Here is a 26,408-nt window from a genome sequence, read left to right as displayed (position 1 = left end):
GGGGTGGTCGGTGCGGACCGGCGCGGGCGTCGTCTCGGCCGGGCTGCTGGCGACCGGCCTGGCCTTCGCCGTCTGGCCCGAGGCGGAGGGCGGCCGCACCCCGGTGGCCTCCGCGGGGGCCGCGCCCGCCGCGGATCCCCGTACACCCGAGCCCGCGGCGAGCGCGTCGGCCACCCCGCCGCCGGCCGGACGGCCGGTCCGGCTGCGCAACGTGGACGCCGCGCTGTGCCTGGGCATCAAGGGCGAGCCGGAACGCGGCGGGCTGGTCACGCTGGCCCTGTGCTCGGACGCCGTCACCCAGCAGTGGACGTACGACGCGGACGGGCTCCTGCACAGCCAGGCCGACCCCGAGCTGTGCCTCGACTCCCACGCGGACGCGGCCGTCGTCATCCTCGGCACATGCGACGACGCGGGCACCGAGCGGGGCGACGACGTCCGCTACGACCTCACCGTGAGGGGCGAGTTGCTGCCCCGCTGGGACGAGACCCTCGCGCTGGCCCCGGCGGACGCGCGTCCCGGCGCCGACATCGTGGTCTCGCTCCGGGACCGCTCACCGGCCCAGCACTGGCTGACCGACTCCCCGTCGGCGACCCCGGGCTCGCTGTCGGCGGCGGAGACCTCCGAGACGCCGGCCTGATCCGGACCGGAGACCCTGGCCCTGGCCGGTTCGGCCGGCGTCGGATGGAACTGGTGCGGCCTCACGGCGGCCTGCACCACGGCTGCTTCCGGCCGGCGGCCGGGGCGAGCGGCGATGCTTTGGCCCGGTTCGTCTTTCCGGCCTGGCCGCCCACGAGGGGTACCGGCACTCCTCGGCCGGGACCCGTGGCCGCGTCCCGCGCGTGAGGTGTGCCGGGTCCGGTCAGTCGCCGTCGCCGTCCCGGGTCGCCGTCTTGGAGAAGCTGTCGTGCCAGGCGGCCTTGGCGCCCGAGTCGCCGATCCGGTAGACGTCCACCACGGCGCCGACCGCGACGGCCAGGGACAGGACCGCGACCGCTGCGCGCAGCAGGACCGGGGGTGCCCAGGAGGAGCCCGCCGTCCGGCCCGCGGCGGGTGCCGAGCGGCGGGCTATCCACCAGACCGCGGCCGCGAGCACGACGAGACCGGCGGCCCACGGCAGCAGTCCGTCACCGAGTTCGGCGTGCTCGCGCACCAGCGGGTCGCTGTCCACGTGCTGTTCGAGCCACTCTCCCGCATGCGTGGCCAGCGGCACGCTCGCCAGCGTCACCAGCGCGAGCGCGGGAAGCAGCAGGCCCAGCCGCCGGGCACCGGCGGGCCAGACCGCGCAGACCACCAGCGCCAGCGCGCTCAGCGGGACGAGCACGATGACGAAGTGCACGAACAGGACGTGCGCGGGCAGTCCGTTGATGACAGTGAGGCTCACGGGGGCGTCTCCAGGGGAATGGGTCCGATGCACGGGTGGTGCAGGGCCCGCGCACTGTGACACAGGAACTTCTGAGTCACCTCTGAGTCAGATGGGCCCCAGGCGTCTCACCTGCGAGACGTTGGAGCCGTCACAGGGTCGGCCGCACCGTGGCAGACGAGCCCCGCGCGGCTCAGCGGATCCGCGGGCCGGCCGGGACCCGGTGCGACGGGGGCGCGGTCCAGGCCCGGGCGATGCGCTCGAGGGGCTCGGCCAGCGGGTGGGGGGCGCGGGCCGGGAGGACCAGGACCAGGGGTACGGGCGGGGCGTCCGCGAGGGCGATGTAGCGGACCCCGGGATGCGGGTGGTCGCGCGCCGACGCCGGAAGGACGCCGACGCCCCGGTCGGCCGCCACCATCTCGATCCACTCGTCGTAGGTGCGGCAGCTGACGGCCACGCCGGGCCGGGCACCGGCCGGCCACAGGGCGGGACCGACGGTGCCACTGAGCCTGTTGACCACCAGGTCGTGGCCGGCGAGATCGGCCCAGCGCAGCCGGCGGCGACGAGCGAGGGGGTGCGCGGCCCCCACGGCCGCCACCCGGTCCTCGGCGCCGAGCTGGACCACGCGCAGGCGGCTGCCGGAGGGCGGACTGCCGTGGAGGACGGCCGCGTCGGTGTGCCCGGAGACGACTCCGGCCGAGCGGTCGTCGCGCCTCACCAGTTCGAGCCTGGCCCCGGTCACCTCCTCGAACTCGGTGATCAGATGGCGGGCCAGGAAGCTGGGCAGCAGCCAGGTGAAGCCAAGACGCAGGGTCCGTCGGGAACTGACCGACCGCAGGGCGGAGTCCACCTGCGGGAGCAGCGAGCCGATCTCGGCGCGCAGGCGGTTCCCGGCGCCGGTCAGCGCCACGCTGCGGGTGGTGCGGTCGACCAGCCTCACCCCCAGCGCGGTCTCCAGCCGGGCGAGGGAGCGGGTGAGCGTGGGCTGGGTGGTCCCGCACCTGGCCGCCGCGCGGGAGAAGTGTTCCTCCTCCGCCAGGACCAGGAACCAGCGCAGGTCACGGAGCTCGACATTCATGCGTCCAGTGTATGAAACCTGGCGATCGCGTATTTCTGTCGCCGCCGCCGCCTGCCTACCGTCGAAGGCGAGCACGTCGGACGGCCAGCGGCGCGAGACCGCCCGGCAGCACACAGGATCGCGTCGCACGGAGTCAGGCTCTTCATGGACATCGACACCCTTCTGAACCTCTCTTCCACCCCGGTGGGCGCCCCCGCCTACCCGCACGGCCCCTACCGGTTCACCGGCCGGGAGTACCTCAACATCACGTACCGCACCGACGCCGACGCTTTGCGGGCGGTGGTTCCCGAGCCGCTGGAGGTGGACGAGCCGCTGGTGCGGTTCGAGGTGATCAGGATGCCCGACAGCAGCGGCCTGGGGGACTACACGGAGTCCGGGCAGGTCCTGCGGGTGCGGTACGAAGGCGAGCCGGTGGACTACATCCACTGCATGTACCTGGACAACGGCCCCGCGATAGCCCTGGGCCGGGAGGCGAGCGCCTACCCGAAGAAGCCGGGCACGCCCCGCCTGTACACCGACTCCGACACCCTGGTCGGCACGCTGGACCACGGCTCCCTGCGGGTGGCGACCGCGACGATGGGCTTCAAGCACGCCCCGCTCGGCGAGGAGGAGGCGATCGCGGAGATCGCCGCGCCCACCTACATGCTGAAGGTGCTCCCGGGGTACGACGGGACACCCCGCATCTGCGAACTCGTGCGCTCGCGGATCACCGACCTCACGATCCGGGGAGCGTGGACCGGCCCGGCGCGCCTGCAGCTCTTCGAGCACGCCCTCGCTCCGCTCGCCGACCTGCCCGTGCGGGAGATCGTGCGGGCCACGCACGTGGTCACCGATCTCACCCTCCCGCGCGCCGAGGTCGTCCACGACTACCTCGCATAGCCGCGCGCCCTGTCACTCCTTTGCCGAGTCCCCCGAAAGGCACATCCATGAGCACCACCCCGGAGCCGTCCGGCACACCCGTCCTCCCCGATCTGACCGGCCGCCGCGCGCTGGTCACCGGAGCGGGCAGCGGAATCGGACGGGCCACCGCCGTCCGGCTCGCCCGTTCGGGCGCCCACGTCATCGGCCTCGACCTGAACGAGTCCGCGCTGGACGACGTCGCCCGTCTCACCGGCGGCGAGTCGATCACCGCGGACCTCTCCGACCTCGACGCACTGGACGGGCTGATCCCGCAGACGGACATCGTCGTCAACTGCGCGGGCATCCAGCACGTCACACCTGTGCACGAGTTCGATCCGGCGCGGTTCTCCCTGATGCTGCGCATCATGCTGGAGGCGCCGTTCCGGATCATCCGCAGAAACCTGCCGGCGATGTACGCGCGGAAGTGGGGCCGCATCGTCAACATCTCGTCGGTGCACGGCCTGCGCGCCTCCGAGTACAAGAGCGCCTACGTGACCGCCAAGCACGGTCTGGAGGGGCTGTCCAAGGTCGTGGCTCTGGAGGGCGGCCCGCACGGCGTCACCTCGAACTGCGTCAACCCCGGCTACGTCCGCACCCCGCTGGTGGACCGGCAGATAGCCGACCAGGCGCGTACCCACGGTGTCGGTGAGGCCGAGGTCCTCGATTCGGTCCTGCTGCGGTCCGCGGCGCTCAAGCGGCTCGTCGAGCCCCACGAGGTCGCCGAGGCGGTGGCGTTCCTGTGCAGCCCGCAGGCAGCCACCATGACCGGCACCGGCATCGTCCTGGACGGCGGCTGGACGGCCCGCTGACCTGTGCCCCCTGACGGGCGTCCGGCCGACCACGGAGATCCGGCCGGGCGTCCTGGGCGTCCGCGACTGCCCGGTCCGCGACCGGCGGCCTGCCACGGACGTCTCCCCCCTCCCACGCTGTGGGAGGGGGCTCCTCCCGGACCCCGGCCCGCCCGCCATGGGGCGGAGTCCGGCGACGGGGACGGCCCGGAGAAGCCGGGCGGGTCCGTGGCACTGAGCGCCTCAGACGTCCTGGGCCGCCCGGTCCGGCACCGTCGCCCCGGGTGCCGCCGCCGGGCCGGATGCGACACGGCTCAGGTCACGGCCACGGGTCTCCTTCAGGACCGCCACGGTGATCGTGGTGACCACGGCCGCCCCGGACACGTAGAGCGCGATCGGGGTGGAGCTGCCGAAATCCTTGAGCAGCTCGACCGCGACGATCGGAGCCAGTGCCCCGGCGACGATGGAGGCGAGCTGGGAACCCATCGAGGCGCCGGAGTAGCGGACCTTGGTGTCGAACATCTCCGAGATGAAGGCGGCCTGCGGCCCGTACATCGCGCCGTGCAGCAGCAGCCCCACGGTCACCGCCAGCGTGATCACTCCGAACGACTTCGTGTCCAGCAGCCCGAAGAAGGCGAACGCCCACACCGCCATGCCCGCCGAGCCGATCAGCGTCACCGGCCTGCGGCCGATGCGGTCCGACAGAGCCCCCCACAGCGGGATGGCGAAGAAGTGCACGGCCGAACCGATCAGGACGGCGTTCAGCGCGACGCTCTTGGACAGGTCCAGGTGCTGCGTCACGTAGACGAGGACGAAGGAGGTGATGACGTAGTAGGAGATGTTCTCCCCGAAGCGGGTGCCGATGGCTCCGAGGACTCCGCGCCAGCTCCTGCGGAACACCTCCACGACCGGAGGCTGCTCCTTGACGCCCCGCGCCGCCTCCGCCTCCGCCTCGGCCTGCGCCTCCAGGAAGACCGGGGACTCGCTGACCGAGACGCGGATCCACAGGCCGATCATCACCAGGACGCCGGAGAGCAGGAAGGGAACACGCCAGCCCCAGGACCGGAACGCCTCGTCGGACTGGACGGCGGCCAGCAGCGCGAGAACGCCGGTGGCGAGCAGGTTGCCGCCGGGAGCCCCGGACTGCGGCCAGGCGGCCCAGAAGCCGCGGTGCTTGTCGCCGCCGTGCTCGGAGACCAGCAGCACCGCGCCGCCCCACTCGCCGCCCAGTGCGAAGCCCTGGACCAGGCGCAGCACGGTGAGCAGGACCGGCGCGCCGACGCCGATGGCGTCGTAGGTGGGCAGCAGGCCCATGGCGAACGTGGCGCCGCCCATCATCAGCAGGCTGACCACGAGCAGCTTCCTGCGTCCGATCTTGTCGCCGAAGTGCCCGAAGACGACGCCGCCCAGCGGCCTGGCCGCGAAGCCGATCGCATAGGTGATGAAGGCGATCAGCGTGCCCACGAGCGGGTCGGCCGTGGGGAAGAAGAGCGTGTTGAACACCAGCGCGGCCGCCGAGCCGTAGAGGAAGAAGTCGTACCACTCGATGGTGGTGCCGATGAGGCTGGCGGCGACGATGCGGGGGAGCTTGGCGGGTGTTGGGGGAGCGGTTGCTGGGGAGGCCATGTGTGCCACTTCCTCGATACGGTGGGGACGGGTACGTGTCGGGACACCGTAGAAACACGCAGGTCAGGCGCACATGTGGTGGGGCGCCATAGTTCGGGGACTGGGTATGCGTGCCGCCACCATGGGGGCGGTGACGGAATGCGGTGCTGGCGTATGCGGCGCGGGCCTCCCCCATGGCGGCTTTCCAGCGCCGTTGCTTCGCATCTCGAGCCCGTTGGTCTGCACGGCATTTGCGTTCGGTGGCTTCACCTCGGAGATCGGTTTCCTGCGTGATCTCCGCGGGCTGGTCTTCCGGTGGTCGGTCGCCGGCGCGGTGTGGGCTACCGCCATGGAGCATGAAGCGCAGACGGTTGCAGGGGGCGTAGTCGTGACCGAGCTGACGGCCGGTATCCGGCCGCAGATCATGGCCGCTCTCGACGCGATGCCGCAGACCGCCGCGGACCACGCAAGTTCTCCCGGCTCAGCATCTGTTGAGCGGAACGGCGGCGGCGCCGAGAGCGACGGGGGGTAGTGTGTGGGAAGCGTCGCGTGCCGGTGGCAGACCGTGTCAGGCATGGAGGCGCCGGAATGAAGGAGACCGACGATGTACGGGTCGCACCCTTCGCTCCCGCGTGACTGAGCGCGAGACGACCAGGCTCATCGCCTGGAGCCAAGAACTCCGTCGAGTGCACCACCGACTACGGGCAGCGCTCTCCGCGACCCGCGACTCCCTCGCGGATGGCACACCCGGCGAGCCGGCCACCCGCGAACTCCTGCTGTACTGCCACGGCTTCTGCGCGGCCCTCGACGGCCACCATCAGGGCGAGGACCATGCCCTGTTCCCGGCCATCGAAGCTGAACATCCGGAGCTGCGCCCAATGTTGCGTCGGCTCGAACAGGATCACTCGATGATTGGCCACCTGCTCGGCGGTTTGCAAGCCGCAGTCGACCGATCTGCGCCACCCGAGGAACTGGGCCGTCACCTCGAAGGCATCGCAGCGCTCATGGAGAACCACTTCCGTTACGAGGAGCGGCAACTGCTCGCTGTGCTTGAAACCCTCGAGCTGGCAGCCGAACCCCGAGACGTGCTGGGCCCGATGTACGACTGATCCCTGCTGTGGGTGGCCGCGTGGCCCCGTACCGGCTCGCGACAGACTTCACGCCCGGGACAAGGCAGTCCCGGAACCGGTGAGGGTGCGCTGCGTGAGCGGGCCCACCCCCGCGCGAGTCCTCAGGCCGGTACGGTGGCGGCTCAGGGCAACACCGCCGCGGGATGGCAGGCCGTGCCGCCGCCGCCCCGCCCGGCCTCAGCGCGTACGTCCCCTTCGACGCGACGTCGGCCGTGGCGCGCACGGTACGAGCATCACCTGCCTGCTCTGCGAGTAGGAGCACACCGACGGAGACCGACCAGTTCACTCCATAGACGCTGAACACATACGGCATCCGGGGGATCCAGTCCTGCACCAGGAACAGGTTGGCGAGGGCGGGGCCGGCCTCGGTCTGCTTCCAGGAGCCGATGGTCATTCGGCCCACGAAGAACAGCATCAGCAGGGTGGCCGCCCAGACGATCATGTGTCCCGGGTAGATCTTGAGCACGCGCCGCCGCCAGAAGCGGCCGATCGTGCTGCGCCACGGTTCACCCCAGGTGAGCACGAAACCGCTGAGCACGAAGAAGCCGGCCAGGGCGCCCGTGCCGTAGGGGAGTTTGGTGCCGGCCGTGTTGATCGACTGGTCGGCGAAGAAGTAGCCCGTGCCGAGGGCGTGGGTGATGAACGCCGCGACGAACAGGATGGCGCGGTAGCCGGTCAGAGAGGGCAGCCGGCGGACCGGTGGGACGCACTGGTCATGTTCCAGCTCCTGATACGGGTTGTGGGTCGGCGCCCGACGCCGGATCGGCCCGAAAGCCATGGGTGCCCGCCAGGAGCAGACTCGAGATCCGGCCCGGTTCCCGCTCGACTCCGTCAGCCCGAAGGGATGTACGCGCTGGCAGGGGGCACGTTGCCCGCCACGAGGGGCGGTGCTACGGTCTCCCGCGAGCCCCGTATGGGCCTACGCATGGAGGTAGCGGCTACTCAGCCATTACAGAGATCGGCATGTTCCGTCTCTCGCAGCTTGTCAATCCCTGACCTGGGATTACTGCGCCCATTTTCGTTGCGTAGGCATGCGGGGTATTTCTGTGCCGATTTCCGGTGGTGTGGCCCACCTTCTGTCGTCAATCGACTGGGGAAGGTAGTGCATGAGCAAGGAACAGGCTGAGACCTGGGAAGCGCAGTCCGAGACCTGGGCGGGCTTCGACGTGAACGAGTTCCAGCGACAGGTCATCGCCGAGTTTCGGGCGAACAGCGGGAAGATGAGCGGGATGTTCGAGGGCTGGACTCTGGTCGTGCTGACCACCGTCGGAGCCAGGACAGGCCGGCGCCGAGAGAGCATCCTGGGGTTCCTGGAATTCGATGGGAAAGGGATTGTCGTTGCATCGTCGAACGGTGCCGACAAACACCCCGCTTGGTACCACAACATCCGTAAGAACCCGATCGTGACGGTGGAGACCGGCACGGACACCTATCAGGCGATCGCCGCCATTCCGCCCGGTGAGGAGCGCGACAAGCTCTTCGACCGGGTTGTCGCCGAGGCGCCCGGGTACGCCGACCACCAGGCCAGGACGACCAGGGAGATTCCCGTCGTCGTCCTGAACAGGATCGGCCCCAAGCCCGGCGAGGAGCGGGTCAAGGGCATGGGGGACTGGATCGTCGAGGTACACGACTGGCTGCGGGGAGAGCTGAAGACGCTCCGCACGCAGGCGGACCAGGTGATCGAGGGCAGCGCGGACACCATCGAGCGGGTGCCGCAGGACCTCGCCCAGCAGATGCGCACCCACTGCCTCAGTTTCTGCGGAGCGCTGAGCAGGCACCACGGTGGCGAGGGCGCCGCCATGTTCCCGATGCTCGCCAAGCAGTTCCCGGCCCTTGCGCCAGCGCTCGGGCAGCTCGGTGAGGAGCACAAGGTGGTGGCGCAGATGCAGCACGGCATCCAGCAGCTCGTCGACGGCTTCGTCCCCGGTGAGTCCGACCCGGTACGGCTCCGTACCGACCTCGAGCGGCTGGCCAGCCGGCTCGAGTCCCACTTCAGGTACGAGGAGGAGACGATCGTGACGGCCCTCAACGCCACGGCCCCCGCTCCGAACCACGGCTGACCGGCCACCACCAGCACCCCCCGGACCGGATCCTTCCCCGGCCCGGGGGGTGCCGCTGTGCGCGGGGAAGAGGCGTGTGGCAGCCCGGGAATCCCGATTCCGCGTTCTAGATAGCGCGTGTTGAGTTGTCCTCAAGCGGGGCTTGCCAACCTGAGCAGAGGAAGATGCTCGGCGTTCTTCTTGGGGACCGCAGAGGCTCGCAGCGTGGTACACGGCTCAGATGCACTTTGACCAGCGAAAACAGCTCCGATCGCCACAAGCTGCGGACGGTTGGTCCGGATATGGTCCAGATCTTGGTGAGAAGTGCTCGTGGTGACGAGCGGTGCTCGCTTGAGGGTGGCCATGGCCTGCTCGACGAGGGCGCGGATCTTGGCGCGGGACCGGTTGACCGCCTGCTGACCGGTGGAAAGGGTCTCCCACCGCCCCCAGTGGGGGTGCGGACCGTGCCGCCGACACCCCGGTAGCCCTTCTCGGCCCAGCACGTGATGTCGGCCTCGGCGAGGGCGTCGACGATGCCGTGTTCGCGGGCCGCGCGGACGTCGTGGACGGCGCCGTGCAGGGCCGGTGAGGCCCACAACAGCCGGCAGCGAGAACCTGCACGTTCATCCCGTGCCTCTTATGCTTCCCCGAGTGGTGGGGGGTCTGCGGCGGTCCGGTCGATCGGCAGCAGGGTCCCGTCCAGCAGCGCGAACGCCTTCGACGATGCTGTCCGGACTGTCTCCGCAAGGGTCGGCGCGAGAGAGGTCAAGACCTCGACGGCCTCGGTGACGTACCGATACGCGATTGTGATCCCGATGCCGAAACCGGCCGCGAGCCGGGCATACGGGTGGCCGTTGCGGAGACGGGCAAGAGCGAGCAGGGCCGGCCGGCCGGCAGTCAGGCGCCGCCAGCGGGTACCGACGACTCGACCCGGCGGACGAGGGCTGAGCTGGGACGAACCGTGGCGCCACCGCTCGCCGCCGGTCACGTCGACGCCAGTGCCTCTGTGGGAGGAAGGCGTGCCGCGCGGACCGAGGGGTAGACACCGGCCGCCATTCCGATCAGCACGGCGCCGAGGCAGCCACCCGTGACCGAGATCAGCGGGATCACCGTCGGCCAGCCCTGACAGTGCGCGTAGCCGGTGTCGGCGAGGACACCGAACAGGGTTCCGGCAAGCGCGCCGAGCAGCGACAGGCCCACGGACTCGGCGAGGAACTGGACGCGTATCTGACCGCGGGTCGCGCCCAGTGCCCGGCGCAGCCCGATGTCCCTTCGGCGCTCCAGGACCGAGATGACCATGGTGTTGGCCACGCCGATTCCGCCTACCAGCAGTGCGACACCGGCCAGGCCCAGGAAGAGGGAGGAGAAGGTGTTCTGCGTGGCGCGCTTGGCCGCCAGGGCGTCGGACGGGCGGCTGACCTGGACCTGTCCCGGCTGCTCCGGGAACACGGTGGCGGGGAGTACGCTCCGTACGTCCTCCAGATGGGTCTCCCGTGCCTTGACGTAGATGACTGTGGGGTTTCCCTTGAAGCGCAGTGTCTTCTTGGCGGCCGGCCATCCCGTCAGCACGGCGTTGTCGAGATCGCCGGAAAGCGTTACGGAGTGCAGGATGCCGATCACGGTGAACCACGACTTGTTGATCTGTATCTGTGGGGCCGGGTCGTTCTCGGGGATTTCCCCGATGCCGAGTCGGCCGGCGGCCCGGTAGCCCAGTACGGCCGTGGGAAACCGCTCGTCGGCGGCGCTGAAGAACCTTCCCGAGAAGACTTTTCCGCCCACCACGCTCAGCAGGTCGCGTCGGGCCGCGAGCACACTGAGTCCGGTACCGGAGAAGTCGTCGTCACCGATGAGGTCGGAACGCCGGACCACGGCATGGGTGTTGGCCACCGCGCTCGCCTCGGTGACCGGTTTGACGCGGCGCACCATGTCGACCGATTCCTCGGGCAGTTCGACCGGCACGGCCTGTCCCGAAAACGGCTGCACCCGCAGCATGTTGGACCCGAGCGCCGTTATCTCGTCCATCAGCGCCCGCTGGCTGGAGGCCGGGATCCCGGTCACCACCATCATCGTGGCGACGCCGATCGAGATGCCGAGCGCCGACAGCGCGGCGCGCAGCTTGCGGGTGCGCAGGCCGAGGAGCCCCAGGCCCAGCAGATCGAGAAAGGCGAGACGCACCGGCTTGATCTTGTCTTCGGTACGCCGGGAAAAGCGCCGCAGCGCGGCGCGGGACGGCTTGGCGGGGGCGGTCATGACGGGCTTCCGGTCAGTGCGGTGTCCGTGACCAGGCGACCGTCACGCATGTGAACCCTGCGTGGCAACTGGTCGGCGATGTCACGGTCGTGAGTGATGAGCGCGATCGTGGTGCCCGCCGCGTTGAGATCCGTCAACAGGGCGAGCGCCGCGGCGCCGTTGGCTGTGTCGAGTGCGCCGGTCGGCTCGTCGGCGAGGACCAGAGCCGGCTCATGGACCACCGCGCGGGCGATGGCGACCCGTTGACGCTCCCCTCCGGAGAGCTGCCCCGGCAGATGGCCGGCCCGACGGACGAGTCCGACCCGGGCCAGGGCCTCCTCGGCCAGTTTCTTCCGGTACTTCCTGGACACACCGGCGTACAGCAGGCCGGTCGCCACGTTCTCCGCCGCGGTGAGTCCGTCCGTGAGATGGAAGTGCTGGAAGACGAAACCCAGGCGCCGCCCGCGCAGGGCGGACAGTTGGCGGTCGGACAACTCCGCCACGTCCTGCCCCTCGATGACCACGCTGCCGCTGGTGGGCGCGGCCAGCGTACCCATGACGTTGAGCAGGGTGGACTTGCCGGAGCCGGAAGGGCCGAGGATGGCCAGCAGTTCGCCCTGTGAGACGGACAGGGAGACCCGGTCGAGGGCTCTGACCCCGGGGGGATAGGTCACGCTCGCCTCGTGCACGCTGAGGACCTGGGTCATGCCGTGGTCTCCACCTTCATGCCCTCGCTGACGCCCTGACCGCTGATCTCGACCAGTCCCTGGGCGAACATGCCCGTGTCGACCGGGACGAGCCTGCCGCCGGAGAACCGGACGGCGTACCCTCCCTCGCGCAGGGCGAGCAGGGCGCCGACCGGGACGGCGAGTACGTTCTCCTTCGACTCCCCCTGGAACCGGGCCTGGACGGGAGCGGAGTCGATGCTCCTGGCGGAGTGCGGGTCGTCCAGCGACACGGTGACGTCGGTCTTGGTCTGCCCGGCGCCGCCCGACTCTCCCTGGCCTCCCTGCCGTCCCTGCACGATGGTGCTGATCGCGGCGACCCGGCCCGGGATGGTGGTCCGGTCGGGCAGCACCACGGTGACCCGCTGGCCCGACTTGATGGACCCCATGTCGAGCGACTCCACCGGCACGGTCACGGACTTGGTGGTGGCGGTCACCGTCATCAGGTCTCCCGGCGCCTCGTCCCCGGGCTGGGCGAGGACGTCGGAGACCCGTACCGCCGACTTCGTCACCACCACGTCGGAGAAGCCGAGGATGCCGGTCTGAGCCATGCCCACGTCCTTCTGCCAGCGTTTGATCGCGGACATCAGGGACGAGGTGAGCACACCGTCGCCCTCCTGGACCGCGGACTGCGACGGACCCGGGCTCGGTGAACCCCCCTGCGACGCAGCGGTTCCCTGCCCCGCTCCGCCGTCCGGAGACGGGGACGAGCCGGCCGGGGGAGTGGTCTCCCCGTGCCCAGTGCCCGTTGTCACGGGCGCGGGGGCGTCCGCGGGCGCCTGCTGCCGGACGACCGTGCCCGGCGCCGGCTGTGCCCCGATGTCGTAGCCGAGAGCCCTGAGGTTGTCGGCGACGACCCGTATGTCACGGCCGACGCTGCCGAGGGTGTCGAGCCGGCGGTACAAGGGTGTGCTGCCGTAGAAGATCACAGCGGGACGCTCGTCGACGCGGTACAGCGGCCGGCCGCGTTCGACCGTCGCACCCCGGTCCGGAAGCCACGTCACCCGTCCTTCGCCGGCACTGCGGATCGTCCGCGTGGAGTCGTAGCCGAGCATGCCCTGCATCTCTCTGCTGCCCGACAGATCCGTTCTGACCACGGCGATCTGTCTGACCTTCGGGCCGGACTCGGGTTCGGAGCCGGTCCCGCCCCGGCCGGCCCACAACAGTCCGGCGCCCGTTCCTCCTGCCAGCAGCACGGCGACGACGGCGAGATACAGGGCCTTCTTCTTCCGGCGGCCCGCCCTCGGCCTGCGGGGATCGCCCTCGTCCTGGACCGTCACCCGCAGGGCCATGGTGTCCCCGGCGTCACGCTCACTCGCCACCGAACGCCTCGATCATGCATTCGTTGTCGATCTGTTCGGCGTTCCTGGGCTGAGTCACACCGGGCTTGTAGTTCCAGCCGCCTCCGTCAGGCAGGGGGTTCACCTTGAGCCCCCTGCGGTTGTCGCACGCGATCCACTTGCTGTAGTCGTCCATGTAGTCGGGGTTTTTCTTCGGGTCCAGCTCCGGGGGCGGAAGAGGCCTCTTTCCGAGGCACGCCTTTTCCGCTTCCGGACGCTCTTTGGCCACATCGATACCGGGGAACCACAGGGTTCCGGGATCGGCTTCCGGCATTTTGCTCCCCTTCGACGGAATGGGAACTCCATGATCCTTGAGGCAGCGCAGGTAGCCCTGGTACATGCGAACTTCCTCGATCTGCGTGGTGTCAAGTCGAATCTGGGGGCGGCCGGAATCGGAATCTTCAGCCACCGGGCTCCCGGTCACCCCGCCCTCTGCGTCTCCAACGGATTCCGTGACCGAGACGACTCCGTCTTTCTTGCTCTCGGCGTCTCCCCCGGAGGAACAGCCGGTGATCAGCGTCACCGTCAGAACGGCGCAGGAGAGGAAGAGCTTCTTCTCGTTCAGCATGCCTGGAAGCGTGACAAGGCTTTGTCAGAAAGGTGTCAGCACTTCCCTCCTGTGAATCCCTGCATACGCTTGTCAGGAAGTTGTCATGAAATGGAACCCGATTCGCCGACGTTCACCACGCGCTCCGCAGGCTTATCATCGGGCCATGTCCGCATACGTACTGGTGGCCGAAGACGACGAAAAGCAGGCAGAACTGATCCGTCGTTACCTGGTGCACGACGGCCATGCCGTGACCGTGGTGCACGACGGGCCGACAGCCCTCGAGAAGGCCGCGAAGCGACCGCCTGATCTACTCGTTCTCGACTGGATGCTGCCCGGTATGGACGGGCTGGAGATATGCCGACGTATACGCGCCATGGGTGATATGCCCATTCTGATGCTCACTGCCCGCTCCACCGAGGACGATCTTCTGCTGGGCCTGGACATCGGGGCGGACGACTACATGACCAAGCCATTCAGGCCGCGCGAACTGGTGGCCCGCATCCGGACCCTGCTGCGACGCGCCCGGCAGGAGCGCACGAAGGATGTGCTCCTCAAAGCCGGCCCGCTGACCGTGGCCCCGGACCGGCACGAGGTGTCCGTCAACGGCCGCCCGGTGGACTGCACTCCCGGCGAATTCCGCCTGCTCAGCACCTTGATAGCCGCACCCGAGCGGGTCTTCACCCGGGCTCAGCTGCTGCACTGCATCAGCGACCACGGCCGCGCCGTCACCGAACGCACCGTGGACATGCACATGGTGAACCTGCGGAAGAAGATCGAGATCTCGCCCCGCAGACCGGAGTTGCTGCTGACCGTCCACGGCGTCGGATACAAGCTGTCCCGAGGCCGCCGTGACGTCTGAAGTCCCCCTGCGCAACAGCCTGCTGTTCCGGCTCCTGGTCACCTCCGTGCTGATCTCCCTGGTGTCCATCGGGGCCACGGCCTGGCTGACGGTACGCGGCACCACCGTCGCCATCGAGCAGGAGCGGGGCCAGGTCCTCGCGGACGACGCCACCATCCAGGACACCCTGGAGGGCTTCGCCGCGACACACCGCGACTGGAACGGTATCGAGCGCACCCTCCGGGATCTCTCCCGGTCGACGGGGCGCACCATCGTCCTGACCACGCGGGCGCGCCGGATCATCGCCGCGTCGCACCGGTCGGCCGCAAAACGACTGCCCCTCGACCAGAGCGCGGTGATCGATCCGCTGCACGTCGCTCCGTCCACGGATCAGGGCGCGGGCCGGGCGGAGCAGGCCTCCCGCATCGACCCACGAGCCTTCGGCCCCTACCGCCTGCCCGCCGAGGAGCGGGCGAAGCTGCGACAGGTCGCCCGCGACGAGGTCGACTGCCTCTACCACCGGACGGGAGTACGCGCGCGGATCGTCGAGGAGGCCAGTGGCAGGCCCGCCCTGCGCACGACCAGGACCTCGGGGGAATTCATCCCGGCCTGCGAGTCCAAGGGCCTGAGCACGCCCACCCCGACCGAGGCCGCGGCCCTCGCCGAACTCACCGGACTCGTCCGCGGCTGCGCCGAGCGCAACCACCTACGCCTGCCCGAACCGCTGACCATCGCGATGGACTTCCGGGTGGACGGCGACGGCTCCCCGGAGAGTTCCGCCGCTGTGGACGACTGTGTGGAAGAGGGCCGGCGGGAGCAGTTGGCGGCGTATGTCGCCCCCGCGGCCCTGCTGTTCGTCATCAGCCCACCCCGTGCGGCCACCGCCGCCTTCGACCTGTCACCGGCCGGAACCCTCCGGGTCCTGGCCACCACCGGTCTGGTCCTGGCCGCGACCGTCGCCGTGACCGCCGTCATCGCGATCAGGCTGGTACGTCCGCTGCGCACGCTGACCGACGCGGCGCGCGCCCCCTCGGGCCGGCACCTCCGTATCCCCGTCACCGCGAAGGACGAGACCGGCTATCTGGCCGCCGCCCTCAACGACCTGTCGGAACGCCGCGAACGCACCGACGAGCAGCGCCGGGTCATGGTCAGCGACATCGCCCACGAACTGCGCACACCCCTCACCAACATCCGCGGCTGGCTGGACGCGGCACAGGACGGCCTGGCCGAGACCGACTCGGCGCTCCTCACCTCGCTGCAGGAGGAGGCGGAACTCCTCCAGCACATCGTGGACGACCTTCAGGTGCTTGCCGCAGCCGACGCCGGCACCCTGCGCCTGCGTCCGGAGGAACTGGACCTCCGTGAGCTGATCGAGCAGATCACGAGCGCGCACCGTGCGACCGCGCACGCCGGCGGTGTCGAGACCGCCGTGCATGTCCCGGACGGTCTCTCGGTCCGCGCAGACCCGGTCCGTCTCCGCCAGATCCTGGGCAACCTGCTGTCCAACGCGATACGCCACACCCCGCCGGCGGGCCGAGTCACCCTCAGTGCCCGCCGGGTGGCAGGCGCCGTCGCCATCGAGGTGAAGGACACGGGCAGCGGCATCTGCGAAGAGGACCTGCCCCAGGTTTTCGACCGCTTCTGGCGGGCCGAACAGTCCCGCAGCAGGCGGACGGGAGGCAGCGGGCTGGGGCTGTCCATCGTCAGACAGCTGGTGCGGGCACACGACGGAGACGTCTCCGTGGCGAGCCGGCCGCATGTGGAGACGGTCTTCCTGGTGCGGTTGCCGAGCTGATCCGTGGAGCGCGAGTGCCCTGACCTCAAGCGGAAGCCGACCGCAGCTCGAAGCCCCACCCGGCGCCGGCAGCCAGGACCGATTGTGGGACGCACCTGACGTCCTGCGGTTCGAACCGGTCAGCCGGAAGCTGGTCGGGGCCGAGTTCCAGATGCCGTACGTCTCCGCGTCCGCCGAGACCCCCGTCCGTGTTCCGCTCCGGTGCGCCCGGGCGGGCTCCGGCCGGACGAGGCCCGGGATTTCCGGCACGAGATGTGCACGGTGCTGTGCCGCGCTTCCGGGGACACCGTGCTGACCTGCCTGCGCGACCACCACGTCCTCGACGAGCCGGTGGATGCCTGTGTCGGCATCGCCCCCGACGTGGCGCTCCTGGTCCAGGACTCCACCGTCGTGGGCTGGCGTCTCACCGACCCCGCACGGCACCTGACCGCCGCGTACGCCTACCCCGCCCCGAACCCTCCGTCGCCCGTGACCCGTCGGCGGCTGACCGAATGCCTGGACCTGCCGACCGCGCCGTTGGTCGACGGCCTGGTGGACGGCGAGCCGGCCGCCGTGGCCCGGCTCCGGCCTGTCGACGAGGCCCTACGCGCCCAGCGCGAGGACCGGCACCGTGCCGAAGCCCTCCTCTCGCTCATCGGCACCCTGGTGGAGGACTACGGGAATCGGTGACCTCAGTGCCGTGACGGTGCTCCCAGTGGTGGCCCTTCGCGACGCTCGTCTGACCCTCCGGGCATCCGCCACGCCGCTCAACGTGACGGACACCCGGCGTTGTCGCGTGTCGGTCGGGCTGCGGCGTGCATGCCCTGCCTCGCCCGGCGCAACGTGCGCGCCGCCCGCCGGACTCCGTACCGGCAGAGCCCGAACACCACCGGCCTGGTACCGCTCCTCGCCGGGCGTGCCCGATGACTGCCCTCGCCGTCGAGGCCCCGGCCGCACCCGAGCTGTCCGGTCGCCTGATCCGGGTGGACGACTGCCACCGGGGACGACGGAGGAGCGGCTCACGCGGCGTTCGCTCCGCCCGCCGCCTGGTTGTCACGGGCCCGGTGGAGCTGGTCGCGCAGTTGTCACCATCTGCTCGGGCCACTTGTCACCTGCTGATCGTCGAAGTCCAGCTTCCGGCGGTCTGCCGGGCGATGGGGGCGTCGTACGGATCGGACCGCCGGGACGGCCGTCCCCTCCGGCCCTTGGCGGGCGGCAGCCGAAGACTTCCTCGCGCGGCCGTGCCGGTGCCACGTGCGACCCCTCGAAGGGGTCAGTCCAGGAGCGCGGTCGCTTCGACCTCGACGAGGACGTCCGGTTCGAAGAGGTACTCGACGCCGATGAGGGAGGCCGGGGGCATGGGGAGTCGGAGACCGATCTCCTCGGCGACGGCCTCCACACCGGCCATGAACTCGCCGATCTTCTCCGGGCTCCACCGGGTCACGTAGAACGTCAAGCGCAGCACGTCCACGAACGACGCGCCCGCGCCCGCCAGTCCGGCAGCGGTGTTGCGCAGTGCCTGGGCGACCTGGCCGGCCAGATCACCGGGTGCCACCGGAGTCCCGTCGGCCTCGCGCGCGACCTGGCCGCTGACGTGGACGTGCTTCGTCCCGGTGCCCACGGCGACATGGTGGTAGGGGACCGGCTGCAGCATGCCTTCCGGCGTGAAGTGCTGAACAGTCATGGGTTTCTCTCCTCCCGAGCAGGTATCCGTAAGCTACCTAGTGGAAGAAGGACACTTCAACGAGACCAGGTTTCACCATGGACACCGACGACGAACTCCGCATCGACACCCCGCATCGCGAACTGCTCGACCAGATCCTCGACAAATGGTCGCTCAGCGTCCTCAACGAACTCTGCGAACGCCCGTGCCGCTTCAACGAACTGCGCCGGGCCATCCCCCAGGTCACGCAGAAGTCGCTGACCTCGACACTGCGGCGGCTCGAGCGGAACGGTGTGATCGAGCGCGAGGTCGTCTCCACCCGCCCCGTGGCGGTCCGGTATCGGATCACACCGCTCGGCAAGACCCTCCGCCACCCCGTCGACGTGCTGCTGGCGTGGGCCTCGCGGAACATGCCCGCCGTCGAACGCGCACGCGAGGAATTCGCCATGCGAGAGGAAGGGGAAGCCGGCCTCTGACCCTTCCCAGCGCCACGCGTCGCGGGCCGCACGCCGCGCTGCAAGCGACGGGGTCTGCGGCCTTCCAGTCCCCCCGCTGCCTGCTCATGCGAGAACTGCCCTGCTTTGGCTCAGCGTGTGCCGGATGCCGGATGCCGGATGCCGGCGAGGGCGCGGCCGGTTTCGGCGGTGCGTCCCGGCAGCTCAGGGAGGCCGTCGTGACGGGGCACGGTCGTGCCGGGCCCGGGTGATCCGGAGCCGGGCGCGTTCGCGGGGGCACGCCGCGGGAGGCGCTCGCGTCGCACCGGCGCCTTGCGTCCGCGGCGCGGTCCGCCGGCCGGGTCCCCGGGGTGGTGCGTGGTGAGGGACGCGCGCCGACGGGCCGCGGCGAAGGTCCGCGGGACGGCACCGGCCGAGAGGGCGGGCCGTCGTCACGGATGCGGGTGGCGTTTCTGCCCGGGATCAGGGACATCCACCGTCGGCGACGGTGAAGTAGCCCGTAGGCGACTCCTTCAGGGTGTGCGTGACGAAGGTGTTGTACAGGCCCATGTTCTGGTTCGACCCCCTGGCGTAGACGTAGCCGCCGCTGGTCGTGGCCCGTCCCGCCTGCACGTGGGAGTAGTTGCTGCCCGTCCAGCACGTGGCCGCCGTGCCGGTGGTGCTCGCGGTGAGCGGCCCCGCGGGACTTCCGGCGGCGCCCTGTGCGTCGCGCGCGGCGACGGTGTAGGCGTGCGAAGTGCCCGGCGCCAGACCGGTGTCCGTGTAGGACGTGCCGCTCGCCGTGCCGACCGGGTCCCCGTCCCGCCGCACGACGTAGTCCGTGGCGCCGCTGACCGGGTTCCAGCTCAGGCCGATGCCGGTGGCGGTGGCCCCGGTCACCGCCAGCCCGGTGGGCGCCGGCAGCGAGCCGGGACCCGTGCCCGAGCCGGCCAGGCCGAAGAACCTGGCGATCCAGTAGCTGGAGCAGATCGAGTCGAGGAAGTACGGCGCGCCGGTGCTGCCGCACTGCTGGTCGCCGGAGCCGGGATCGACCGGGGTCCCGTGGTTGACGCCGGGCACACGGTCGACCTCGACCGCGACCGTGCCGTCGGCGGCCACGTACTCGTCGTGCCGGGTTGAGTCGGGACCGATGGTGGAGGTGCGGGTGGGTGTCTGGGACAGGCCGTGCACCGCGGTCCACTGGTCGCGCAGTTCCGTGGCGTTGCGCGGCACGACCGTCGTGTCCTGGTCGCCGTACCAGACGGCCACCCGCGGCCACGGCCCCGCGTACGTCGGGAAGGCGTCCCGCACGCGCTTCGCCCACTCACCCGGGCTGAGGTCCACCCCCGGGTTCATGCAGGTGTAGGGGCTGTTGTCCTTCGTGCAGTCGTAGGGCAGACCCGCGACGACCGCACCTGCCGAGAAGACGTCCGGGTAGGTGGCCAGCATGACCGCGGTCATGGCGCCGCCCGCGGACAGACCCGTCACGTAGACCCGCGCGGGGTCGGCGCCCAGGGCGGATACGGCGTGGCCGGCCATCTGCCGGAGGGACAGGGCCTCACCCTGGTCCCGCTGGTTGTCGGTGCTCTGGAACCAGTTGAAGCACTTGTTCGGGTTGTTCGCGGACGTGGTCTCCGCGAGCACCAGCAGGAACTTGTCGCGGTCGGCGAGTTGAGGCAGTCCCGAGTTGTCCGCGTAGACCTGTGCGCTCTGTGTGCAGCCGTGCAGCGCGAGCACGACGGGTGCTCCGGCCGGGAGTCCCGCGGGACGGTAGGTGTACATGGCCAGCGCGCCGGGATTCGAACCGAAGGCGGTCACCCGGGTGAGGGAGACGGACGCCTGGGCGGTGGGGGCGGGACCGGCGAGGGCGGCGCCCAGGACGAGGAGGACGACGGCGGCGAGGCGGAACACGCCGCGGCGCCGCGGAGCCCGGGGCGGGGTCTTTCCCGAGGGTGGTGTCATGTGCGGCTCCTTCGTGGGGCGCCCGGTGCACCGGCGGCGCGTCACGGAGCGCCAACCCACCGGGCGTCCCGGAACCGTAGGGTCGGGCCGGGGCGGGCACCATGGCCCCGGACACCACAGTGGGGCCACGGCGAGTCGGCACCAAGGGGATTGCGCGTTCCCCGGCCGTTCTGCTAACCGTGGCCTCCACGGGGACCGTCGTCCGCCCGGTCCGGTGGGGGCCGCCCGGTGTCCGAGGCGGCGGACGTTCCGGTGAACGGCGGTGCCCGGGTGTCCAGCCGGTACCTCCGGTCAGCGCAGCCGCGCCCCCGAGTCGGCCAGCCGGGTGCGCCAGTCACGCATCAGCGCCGTCGCGCCGTCGTTGAGCAGGGCGTCCATCAGGCCGCCGGCCGCGGCCGTTCCGGGTCCGGCCTGCTCCAGGGCCCGGTGCTGCTCGGCGCTCGGCGAGGGCGACACGGACGCGCCCCGCCCGACGAAGACCCAGCGCCGTCCTTCGACGGTCAGCACGAGGGTGCCGAGCCGGGTGAGACGGCCCGTCACCGTGTGCGGGTCCACCCGCAGGACGGTGCCGAGGGAACGGTCCCGCAGGTGCAGCTCGCCGGGACGCAGAGTGGCCAGTACGGGCTGGCAACGGGTGCCGTTCCAGATGCTGCGCCGCCAGTAGATGATCCCCGCGTGACCGGTGCCTGTGCTCATGCCGCAAATCATGGCATGGACACGGGGTGTGGCATGGATACGGCGGTCTGGGGATACGAGGAACCGCCGGGCGGCTCCGGGAACGTGACGGAGAGGAGCCGTACCGGGCGTGATCCATCACGGGACGGTCCTCAGGGTTCCTCCCTGAGGACGGACGGGTCCAGGGTGGCGGGGGAGGAGTGGCCGGAGAGGGCGAGAGTCAGGTCGAGCTCAGCGAGGATGCTGCGGACGACGTGCTCGACGCCCGCCTGGCCGTCCAGCCCGAGCCCGTACGCGTAGGGGCGGCCGAGCAGGACCGCGCGTGCGCCCAGGGCGAGGGCCTTGGCGATGTCGTCGCCGGTGCGGATGCCGCTGTCGAACAGCACGTCGAGCCGGTCGCCGACCGCGCCGACGACACCCGGCAGGGCGTCGGCCGCGGCGACGGAACCGGCGACCTGACGGCCGCCGTGGTTGGAGACCACGACTCCGTCCATCCCCGCGTCGGCGGCCGCGCGGGCGTCGTCCGGGTGCAGGACGCCCTTGAGGACGATCGGGCCGTCCCAGTGCTCCCGCAGGAAGGACAGGTCCGGCCAGGTGTGCCCGGCGTCCCCGAAGAGGCCGAGGAAGCGGAGGACGGCCGCGTCCGGGTCCTCCTCCACCGGCTTGGCGAGCCCGGCGCGGAAGGCGGGGTCGGTGAAGTAGTTGGCGGTGCCGACCCCGTGCAGGAACGGCAGATACGCCCGGTCCAGGTCACGCGGGCGCCAGGACAGCAGCGGGGTGTCCAGCGTGACGACCAGCACCGAGTATCCCGCCGCCCGCGCCCGGCCCAGGAAGCTCCGGGTCACCTCGCGGTCGCTGCCCCAGTAGAGCTGGAACCACCGCTCGCCGTCCCCCATCGCCTCCGCGACCGTCTCCATCGGTGTGCTCGACGCCGACGACAGGATGAACGGCACACCCTGCGCGGCGGCGGCCCGGGCGGCGCCGCACTCCGCGTCCGGATGCATGATCGACAGCACCCCGACGGGCGCGAGGGCCAGCGGCGCGGGCAGGCTACGGCCCAGCACGCTTGCGGAGAGGTCGCGTTCGGCCACGTCGCGCAGCATGCGCGGCACGATCCGGCGGCGTTCCAGCGCGGTCCGGTTGGCCCGCTCGGTGCTCCCGTTCCCGGCGCTCCCCGCGACGTACCCGACCGGGCCCGGCCCGAGCCGGTGCTCGGCCAGCTCCTCCAGCCGGGTCAGATCGGTGGGCAGCCGGGGGACCGTCCCGTTCATTCCGTTCAGGTAGATCTCGTACTGGAAGTCCGCCCACCGAGCGCCCACGCCACCGCTCCCTCTCGTCGGGGTGTCATGCTCGGCTCAGTGTGCCTCAGGCGGCGGGCCGCGCCGGAGCCCGGTCACCGGGACGGGGCCCGGCGTGCGGGGGAGTCGCGGTGCGGGAGGCCGGCCGGGGCTCCCGGGCGGGGTCCGGCCGAGTTGCGGCCGGATCGGCTCGGGCGGCCGGTGTGCGTCTCGTCCGTGTCCGGCCGTTCCGGTCAAGGGTTCAATGACCTGGGTCCCGGCGAAACCCACGCGAACGCGAGGAATCGTGAAGGTGTCGGGAGCGGATCGTGAAGGCGGTCCCGGAGTGGGCGCGCGGAATGTTTCAGGCCGATTGCGCAGGCGGTGAGTTCCGGCCATCGAGCCGGTCCGCGCGTTCGGAAAGCCCGGAGTTCAGGGGGCGACCTGTTCGAATTCCGTGACTTCACGCCACTGATTCAATACGCAATGTTACTGAAAGTCATGGGTGGGATGTGTGTTCCGGCGGCGGACTCGGCAGAGTGGCGCTCGCCGTCGCGGCGCCCCACCGGGCAAAGGGCGGCACACCCTCGAATCGAGCGGAAGGATGCACACCATGCGGAACACCGCGCGCTGGGCCGCGGCCCTCGGCCTCACCGCCGCCGCCGTCTGCGGACCCCTGACCGGTTCCGCCGTAGCCGCGCCTGCCTCCCTGTACGCGCCCTCGGCACTGGTCCTCACCACCGGGCACGGCGACGGCGCGACCACGGTCACCCCGGAACGCGCCGTCACCCTGAGCTGCGCGCCCACGGCCACCGGCACCCACCCCGCTGCGGCCGCCGCCTGCGCCGAACTGCGCGGGCTGAGAGGCGACTTCACCGGCCTCAAGGCCCGCCCCGACGTGTACTGCACCCGGCAGTACGACCCCGTGGTCGTCACCGTCCAGGGTGTCTGGCAGGGCCAGCGGGTCGCCTACGAGCGCACGTTCGGCAACGCTTGCGCGAAGGACGCGCTCGACAGCAGCCTCTTCGCGTTCTAGACCGGGATCGCACGGGTTCCGTGCCGCAGGGTCGGTTTCGCAACTGGGGAGTGCGGCCCCTGGGGTGGAACGACCGGCGATCCCGTACCGGGAGGGTGAGGCGGAGTGGGGCCGCCGCCTTCCGGACCCACAGCCGCTTCCCGGCCAGGCCCGTGGGGGGCCTTGCCGGGAAGCGGCACATCCGTCGTCACGCGAGCTGCCGCCGCACCAGTTCGTGCAGCCGGCCGCCGGTGTCCGCGAGCAGTTCGGCGGGGGTGCCCTGCTGGATCACCTTGCCGTCCTCCATCACCACCACCCGGTCCGCGTCCATCACGGTGGACAGCCGGTGAGCGATGACGACGCGGGTGGCGTTCAGCTTGCGAGTGGACTCGATGACCGTGCGCTGGGTGTCGTTGTCCAGGGCACTGGTCGCCTCGTCGAAGAAGAGGATGCGCGGCCGGCGGATCAACGCCTGGGCGATCATGAGCCGTTGGCGCTGCCCGCCGGAGACCGCCCCGCTCCCGGCGACGATGGTGTGCAGCCCCATCGGCATCCGCTGCACGTCCTCGGCGAGCCCCGCCAGCTCGATGGCCGCCATGACCTCCTCGGGCGTGTACGGCTCGGTGCCGCAGACCACGTCCATGATGGAGCCGTTGAAAGGCTGCGCGTGCTGGAGGACCACTCCGCACTGCCGCCGCACCGCCGACTGGTCCAGCGCGCCGAGGTCCTGGCCGTCGTACAGCACACTGCCGGACACCGGCTTGTCGAAGCCGATCAGCAGGCGCAGCAGCGTGGACTTGCCGCAGCCGCTCGGGCCGACCACCGCGACGAACTCACCCGGCCGCACCGCGAAGGAGACGTCGTCCAGGACCAGCGGACCGTCGTCGGAGTACCGGAACGAGAGCCGCCTGGCCTCCAGCGCTCCGCTCAGCGGGCCCGGCCGGGTGCTGCCCGCCCGCACCTCCGGCGTGGCGTCCAGCACCGGGCGCAGCTCCTCGAACAGCGGCAGCGCCGCCACCGCCGACACGAACGCGCCGGTCAGCTGGGTGACCGAGGTCAGAACCATCGTCACCGCGGTGCTGAAGGTGAGGAACGACGCCGCCGACATCGTGCCCTTCGCCGGACCCGCCAGCAGCATGAACATCACCAGCGTGCACACCGGCAGATACACCGCGCCCAGCACCGAGCTGAGGTTCTTGATCCGGCCGACCCGCTGCTGGAGCTCCCGGCTGCGCGCGAACTCACCGGCCCACGCGGCGTAGGCGTAGTTCTCCGCCGACGCCACCCGCAGCTTGGGCAGGCCGCGCAAGGTCTGGAACGCCTGGTTGTTCAGCTTGTTGCCGAGTGTCACGAGCCGCCGCTGCCAACGGACCTGCCACAGCCCGAGTCCCGTGAAGACGGCGCCGATCACCAGGAGCATCGCGATGGCGGCCATCGCCATCGGCACGCTGTAGCAGAGCAGCAGGCCGACGTTCATCGCGCCGATCGTCACCGACTGCGCCACCACCGGGCCGACGCCCGCCAGCAGCCGCCGGATCGCGCTGATGCCCATCGCGGCGCTCGCCAGCTCACCGGTGGAGCGCCCGCTGAAGAACCGGGTCGGCAGCCGCAGCAGCCGGTCCCAGACCGCCGGCTGCAGCGAGCCTTCGATGCGTCCCTCCAGCCGCAGGATGGTGAGGTTCTCCAGCAGTGTGAACGCCGCGGACACCACCCCGCTGAGCATCACCGCGAGACAGACCTGCGCGATCAGGTTCTCCCGCGCCTGCGGTACGTACTCGCCGAGCACCTTGCCCGTGGCGATGGGCACCAGCGCGCCGATCGCCACCGTGACCAGCCCCGCCAGCAGCAGGTTCAGCAGGTCGTTGCGCGTCCCGCCCAGGCTGAACCGGAGCAGGCCCAGCGGGCCGAGCCGCTTCTCGGGCAGCGGCCGGTAGAACATCACCGCACGAGGCTCGAACTCCTCCGCGTTCGCCTTCTCCACCGGCGTCTCCCGGCCGGTCGCCGGCTGTACGGCCACATAGCCGCCGCGCCGCCACAGCAGCGCCACCGGTGCCCCGGACAGCGCCCGGTGGCCGACCAGCGGGCCCACGTTCTCCCGCCACCAGCGGCCCTCCAGCCGCACCGCCCGGACCCGGACCCGCGAGGCCAGCGCCACCCGTTCCACCGGGTCCAGCCGCTCGCTCTCGCCGATCCCGCGCGCCGGGTCGGCCAGCGTGATCCCGGCCGCCCGCGCGACCAGCCTGCAGGCCGCGTACCCGGCGTCCGCGTCGGCCGCCGTGGTCCGCCGGTCCGAGCGCCTGCCGATGGAGGCGAGCAGGGTCCGGTCCGCCTGGGCGCGTACCGCCTCACCGGCCTTGATGCCGGCTGCCGCCCGCGTCTCGTGAGTGCGCTCCAACTGCTCGATCCAGCGGTCCAGCGCGGCCAGCAGCCGGTACTGCTGGTCGACCAGGCTCTGCCACAGCCCCGGGTCCATCAGCAGGTCGGCCGCAGCCTCCGCGCCGTACATCGACCCGTACTGCACACTGCCCGGCGGCACCTGCATCCAGAACACGTCGTCGTCGGACGGCGCCACCGACCGGTCCTCCGCGAGCGGCGCTTGGAACAGCACCGACAGGCCCCGGCCGACACCGAGCGCGAGGGCGTACTCCAGCGGGCTGGAGGAGGGCGGGACGTACTGCGGGTTGCCGTACTCGTCGTAGGACCAGGTCTCGGTGTGCGCGCCCTGGTGGAGCTCGCGCAGGTCGACCCGGTGCACCACGCAGTCCCGCACCGGGCGTGCCACCAGGGTGTGCTGGGGTCCCACGACCGGGCCGAGCAGCAGCGCCCCCGCCTCCACCCGGCCCAGGTGGTGCCAGTGGCCCTGCTCGGCGGCATCCACCGCGAACAGGTCGAGCGCGCCGGCCGCCACCAGCCAGAGCACCTGGGGTCCTTCGAGATCCAGCCGGTTCAGCCCGGCGCAGTCGACCCGCGTACCCAGCGAGCCGAGGGCGCCCAGCACCAGATCACCGTCGTACGTGGACGTCATC

24 protein-coding genes and 1 pseudogene are annotated in these 26,408 nt (G+C 71.0%); 11 read left to right on the top strand and 14 right to left on the bottom strand.

Annotated elements, in window-relative coordinates; translation table 11 throughout:
* Positions 1-637 (top strand): RICIN domain-containing protein (locus ACWCV3_RS21755; RefSeq protein ID WP_451226546.1); only part of this gene is annotated, 637 nt, incomplete at its 5' end.
* 222 nt (positions 638-859) lie between these two features.
* Here ACWCV3_RS21755 and ACWCV3_RS21750 read toward each other — a convergent pair.
* Positions 860-1,381 carry a DUF2231 domain-containing protein gene (locus tag ACWCV3_RS21750; RefSeq protein WP_451226543.1) on the bottom strand — a complete coding sequence of 174 codons (522 nt, stop codon included), beginning with the start codon at positions 1,379-1,381 and terminating at the stop codon, positions 860-862.
* Positions 1,382-1,553: 172 nt separating this feature from the next.
* Entirely contained in the window at positions 1,554-2,438 is an 885-nt protein-coding gene (locus tag ACWCV3_RS21745; protein ID WP_451226540.1) for a LysR family transcriptional regulator, read from the bottom strand.
* A 144-nt stretch (positions 2,439-2,582) separates the two neighbouring features.
* On the opposite strand from ACWCV3_RS21745, the gene ACWCV3_RS21740 reads away from it, so the two are divergent.
* On the top strand, positions 2,583-3,317 hold the full coding sequence (locus tag ACWCV3_RS21740) for an acetoacetate decarboxylase (RefSeq protein WP_451226536.1): 735 nt from the start codon (positions 2,583-2,585) through the stop codon (positions 3,315-3,317).
* 47 nt (positions 3,318-3,364) lie between these two features.
* Positions 3,365-4,147 (top strand): 3-hydroxybutyrate dehydrogenase, encoded by a 783-nt coding sequence (locus tag ACWCV3_RS21735; protein WP_451226533.1) that lies wholly within the window; start codon positions 3,365-3,367, stop codon positions 4,145-4,147.
* A gap of 222 nt (positions 4,148-4,369) precedes the next feature.
* Here ACWCV3_RS21735 and ACWCV3_RS21730 read toward each other — a convergent pair whose 3' ends face one another.
* Positions 4,370-5,752, bottom strand: a complete 1,383-nt coding sequence (locus ACWCV3_RS21730) for an MFS transporter (RefSeq protein WP_451226530.1) — start codon at positions 5,750-5,752, stop codon at positions 4,370-4,372.
* A 106-nt stretch (positions 5,753-5,858) separates the two neighbouring features.
* Here ACWCV3_RS21730 and ACWCV3_RS21725 point away from each other — a divergent pair, with 106 nt between their 5' ends.
* Together ACWCV3_RS21725 and ACWCV3_RS21720 are read left to right on the top strand one after the other, a co-directional pair.
* Entirely contained in the window at positions 5,859-6,263 is a 405-nt protein-coding gene (locus tag ACWCV3_RS21725; protein WP_451226527.1) for a hypothetical protein, read from the top strand.
* A 100-nt stretch (positions 6,264-6,363) separates the two neighbouring features.
* Positions 6,364-6,840: a hemerythrin domain-containing protein gene (locus ACWCV3_RS21720; RefSeq protein ID WP_451226524.1), complete on the top strand. Its 477-nt coding sequence runs from the start codon at positions 6,364-6,366 to the stop codon at positions 6,838-6,840.
* Here the strand turns inward: ACWCV3_RS21720 and ACWCV3_RS21715 are convergent.
* Positions 6,734-7,639 (bottom strand): acyltransferase family protein, encoded by a 906-nt coding sequence (locus tag ACWCV3_RS21715; protein WP_451226521.1) that lies wholly within the window; start codon positions 7,637-7,639, stop codon positions 6,734-6,736. The two genes, ACWCV3_RS21720 and ACWCV3_RS21715, sit on opposite strands and share 107 nt — an antisense overlap.
* 328 nt (positions 7,640-7,967) lie before the next feature.
* Between ACWCV3_RS21715 and ACWCV3_RS21710 the strand changes: the two genes are divergently transcribed.
* Positions 7,968-8,921, top strand: a complete 954-nt coding sequence (locus ACWCV3_RS21710; protein ID WP_451226518.1) for a nitroreductase/quinone reductase family protein — start codon at positions 7,968-7,970, stop codon at positions 8,919-8,921.
* A gap of 329 nt (positions 8,922-9,250) precedes the next feature.
* Here ACWCV3_RS21710 and ACWCV3_RS21705 read toward each other — a convergent pair.
* From ACWCV3_RS21705 to ACWCV3_RS21685, 5 genes and pseudogenes are all read right to left on the bottom strand, one after another.
* Positions 9,251-9,888 (bottom strand): annotated as a pseudogene (locus ACWCV3_RS21705) (transposase family protein); the annotation flags it as partial.
* Positions 9,885-11,150 carry an ABC transporter permease gene (locus tag ACWCV3_RS21700; RefSeq protein ID WP_451226515.1) on the bottom strand — a complete coding sequence of 422 codons (1,266 nt, stop codon included), beginning with the start codon at positions 11,148-11,150 and terminating at the stop codon, positions 9,885-9,887. The gene ACWCV3_RS21700 and the pseudogene ACWCV3_RS21705, both read right to left, overlap by 4 nt.
* Positions 11,147-11,836, bottom strand: a complete 690-nt coding sequence (locus ACWCV3_RS21695; protein WP_451226512.1) for an ABC transporter ATP-binding protein — start codon at positions 11,834-11,836, stop codon at positions 11,147-11,149. Before ACWCV3_RS21695 ends, ACWCV3_RS21700 begins: the two co-directional genes overlap by 4 nt.
* Positions 11,833-13,176, bottom strand: a complete 1,344-nt coding sequence (locus ACWCV3_RS21690) for a peptidoglycan-binding protein (protein ID WP_451226509.1) — start codon at positions 13,174-13,176, stop codon at positions 11,833-11,835. The genes ACWCV3_RS21695 and ACWCV3_RS21690 overlap by 4 nt, the downstream gene beginning before the upstream one ends.
* A complete protein-coding gene (locus ACWCV3_RS21685) occupies positions 13,166-13,762 on the bottom strand; it encodes a hypothetical protein (RefSeq protein WP_451226506.1) in 597 nt (198 codons plus the stop codon). Before ACWCV3_RS21685 ends, ACWCV3_RS21690 begins: the two co-directional genes overlap by 11 nt.
* Positions 13,763-13,907: 145 nt before the next feature.
* Between ACWCV3_RS21685 and ACWCV3_RS21680 the strand changes: the two genes are divergently transcribed.
* The 3 genes from ACWCV3_RS21680 (at position 13,908) to ACWCV3_RS21670 (ending at position 17,046) form a co-directional block, all read left to right on the top strand.
* Positions 13,908-14,603: a response regulator transcription factor gene (locus ACWCV3_RS21680; RefSeq protein WP_451226503.1), complete on the top strand. Its 696-nt coding sequence runs from the start codon at positions 13,908-13,910 to the stop codon at positions 14,601-14,603.
* A complete protein-coding gene (locus ACWCV3_RS21675; RefSeq protein ID WP_451226500.1) occupies positions 14,593-16,377 on the top strand; it encodes a sensor histidine kinase in 1,785 nt (594 codons plus the stop codon). The genes ACWCV3_RS21680 and ACWCV3_RS21675 overlap by 11 nt, the downstream gene beginning before the upstream one ends.
* Positions 16,378-16,638: 261 nt before the next feature.
* On the top strand, positions 16,639-17,046 hold the full coding sequence (locus ACWCV3_RS21670; protein ID WP_451226498.1) for a hypothetical protein: 408 nt from the start codon (positions 16,639-16,641) through the stop codon (positions 17,044-17,046).
* 583 nt (positions 17,047-17,629) lie between these two features.
* Here the strand turns inward: ACWCV3_RS21670 and ACWCV3_RS21665 are convergent.
* Positions 17,630-18,040, bottom strand: a complete 411-nt coding sequence (locus ACWCV3_RS21665; RefSeq protein WP_451226495.1) for a RidA family protein — start codon at positions 18,038-18,040, stop codon at positions 17,630-17,632.
* A gap of 77 nt (positions 18,041-18,117) precedes the next feature.
* Between ACWCV3_RS21665 and ACWCV3_RS21660 the strand changes: the two genes are divergently transcribed.
* Positions 18,118-18,495: a winged helix-turn-helix transcriptional regulator gene (locus tag ACWCV3_RS21660; protein WP_451226493.1), complete on the top strand. Its 378-nt coding sequence runs from the start codon at positions 18,118-18,120 to the stop codon at positions 18,493-18,495.
* A 441-nt stretch (positions 18,496-18,936) separates the two neighbouring features.
* Here ACWCV3_RS21660 and ACWCV3_RS21655 read toward each other — a convergent pair whose 3' ends face one another.
* The 3 genes from ACWCV3_RS21655 to ACWCV3_RS21645 all read right to left on the bottom strand — a co-directional run bounded on the left by ACWCV3_RS21655 (position 18,937) and on the right by ACWCV3_RS21645 (position 22,409).
* Entirely contained in the window at positions 18,937-20,415 is a 1,479-nt protein-coding gene (locus ACWCV3_RS21655; protein ID WP_451226491.1) for an extracellular catalytic domain type 1 short-chain-length polyhydroxyalkanoate depolymerase, read from the bottom strand.
* Between the two features lie 291 nt (positions 20,416-20,706).
* Positions 20,707-21,111: a hypothetical protein gene (locus tag ACWCV3_RS21650; protein ID WP_451226488.1), complete on the bottom strand. Its 405-nt coding sequence runs from the start codon at positions 21,109-21,111 to the stop codon at positions 20,707-20,709.
* A 131-nt stretch (positions 21,112-21,242) separates the two neighbouring features.
* Complete coding sequence (locus ACWCV3_RS21645; protein WP_451226485.1) at positions 21,243-22,409, bottom strand: lactate 2-monooxygenase; 1,167 nt, start codon at positions 22,407-22,409, stop codon at positions 21,243-21,245.
* A 571-nt stretch (positions 22,410-22,980) separates the two neighbouring features.
* Between ACWCV3_RS21645 and ACWCV3_RS21640 the strand changes: the two genes are divergently transcribed.
* Positions 22,981-23,403, top strand: a complete 423-nt coding sequence (locus ACWCV3_RS21640) for a subtilase-type protease inhibitor (protein WP_451226482.1) — start codon at positions 22,981-22,983, stop codon at positions 23,401-23,403.
* Positions 23,404-23,590: 187 nt separating this feature from the next.
* On the opposite strand, the gene ACWCV3_RS21635 is transcribed toward ACWCV3_RS21640, so the two are convergent.
* On the bottom strand, positions 23,591-26,407 hold the full coding sequence (locus ACWCV3_RS21635; RefSeq protein ID WP_451226479.1) for an NHLP bacteriocin export ABC transporter permease/ATPase subunit: 2,817 nt from the start codon (positions 26,405-26,407) through the stop codon (positions 23,591-23,593).
* Position 26,408 lies beyond the last annotated feature (1 nt).

It is taken from the genome of Streptomyces sp. NPDC001781, from assembly GCF_053596035.1.
Note: the sequence above shows the minus strand (reverse complement) of the source record. Positions and strands in the feature narration are given on the sequence as shown.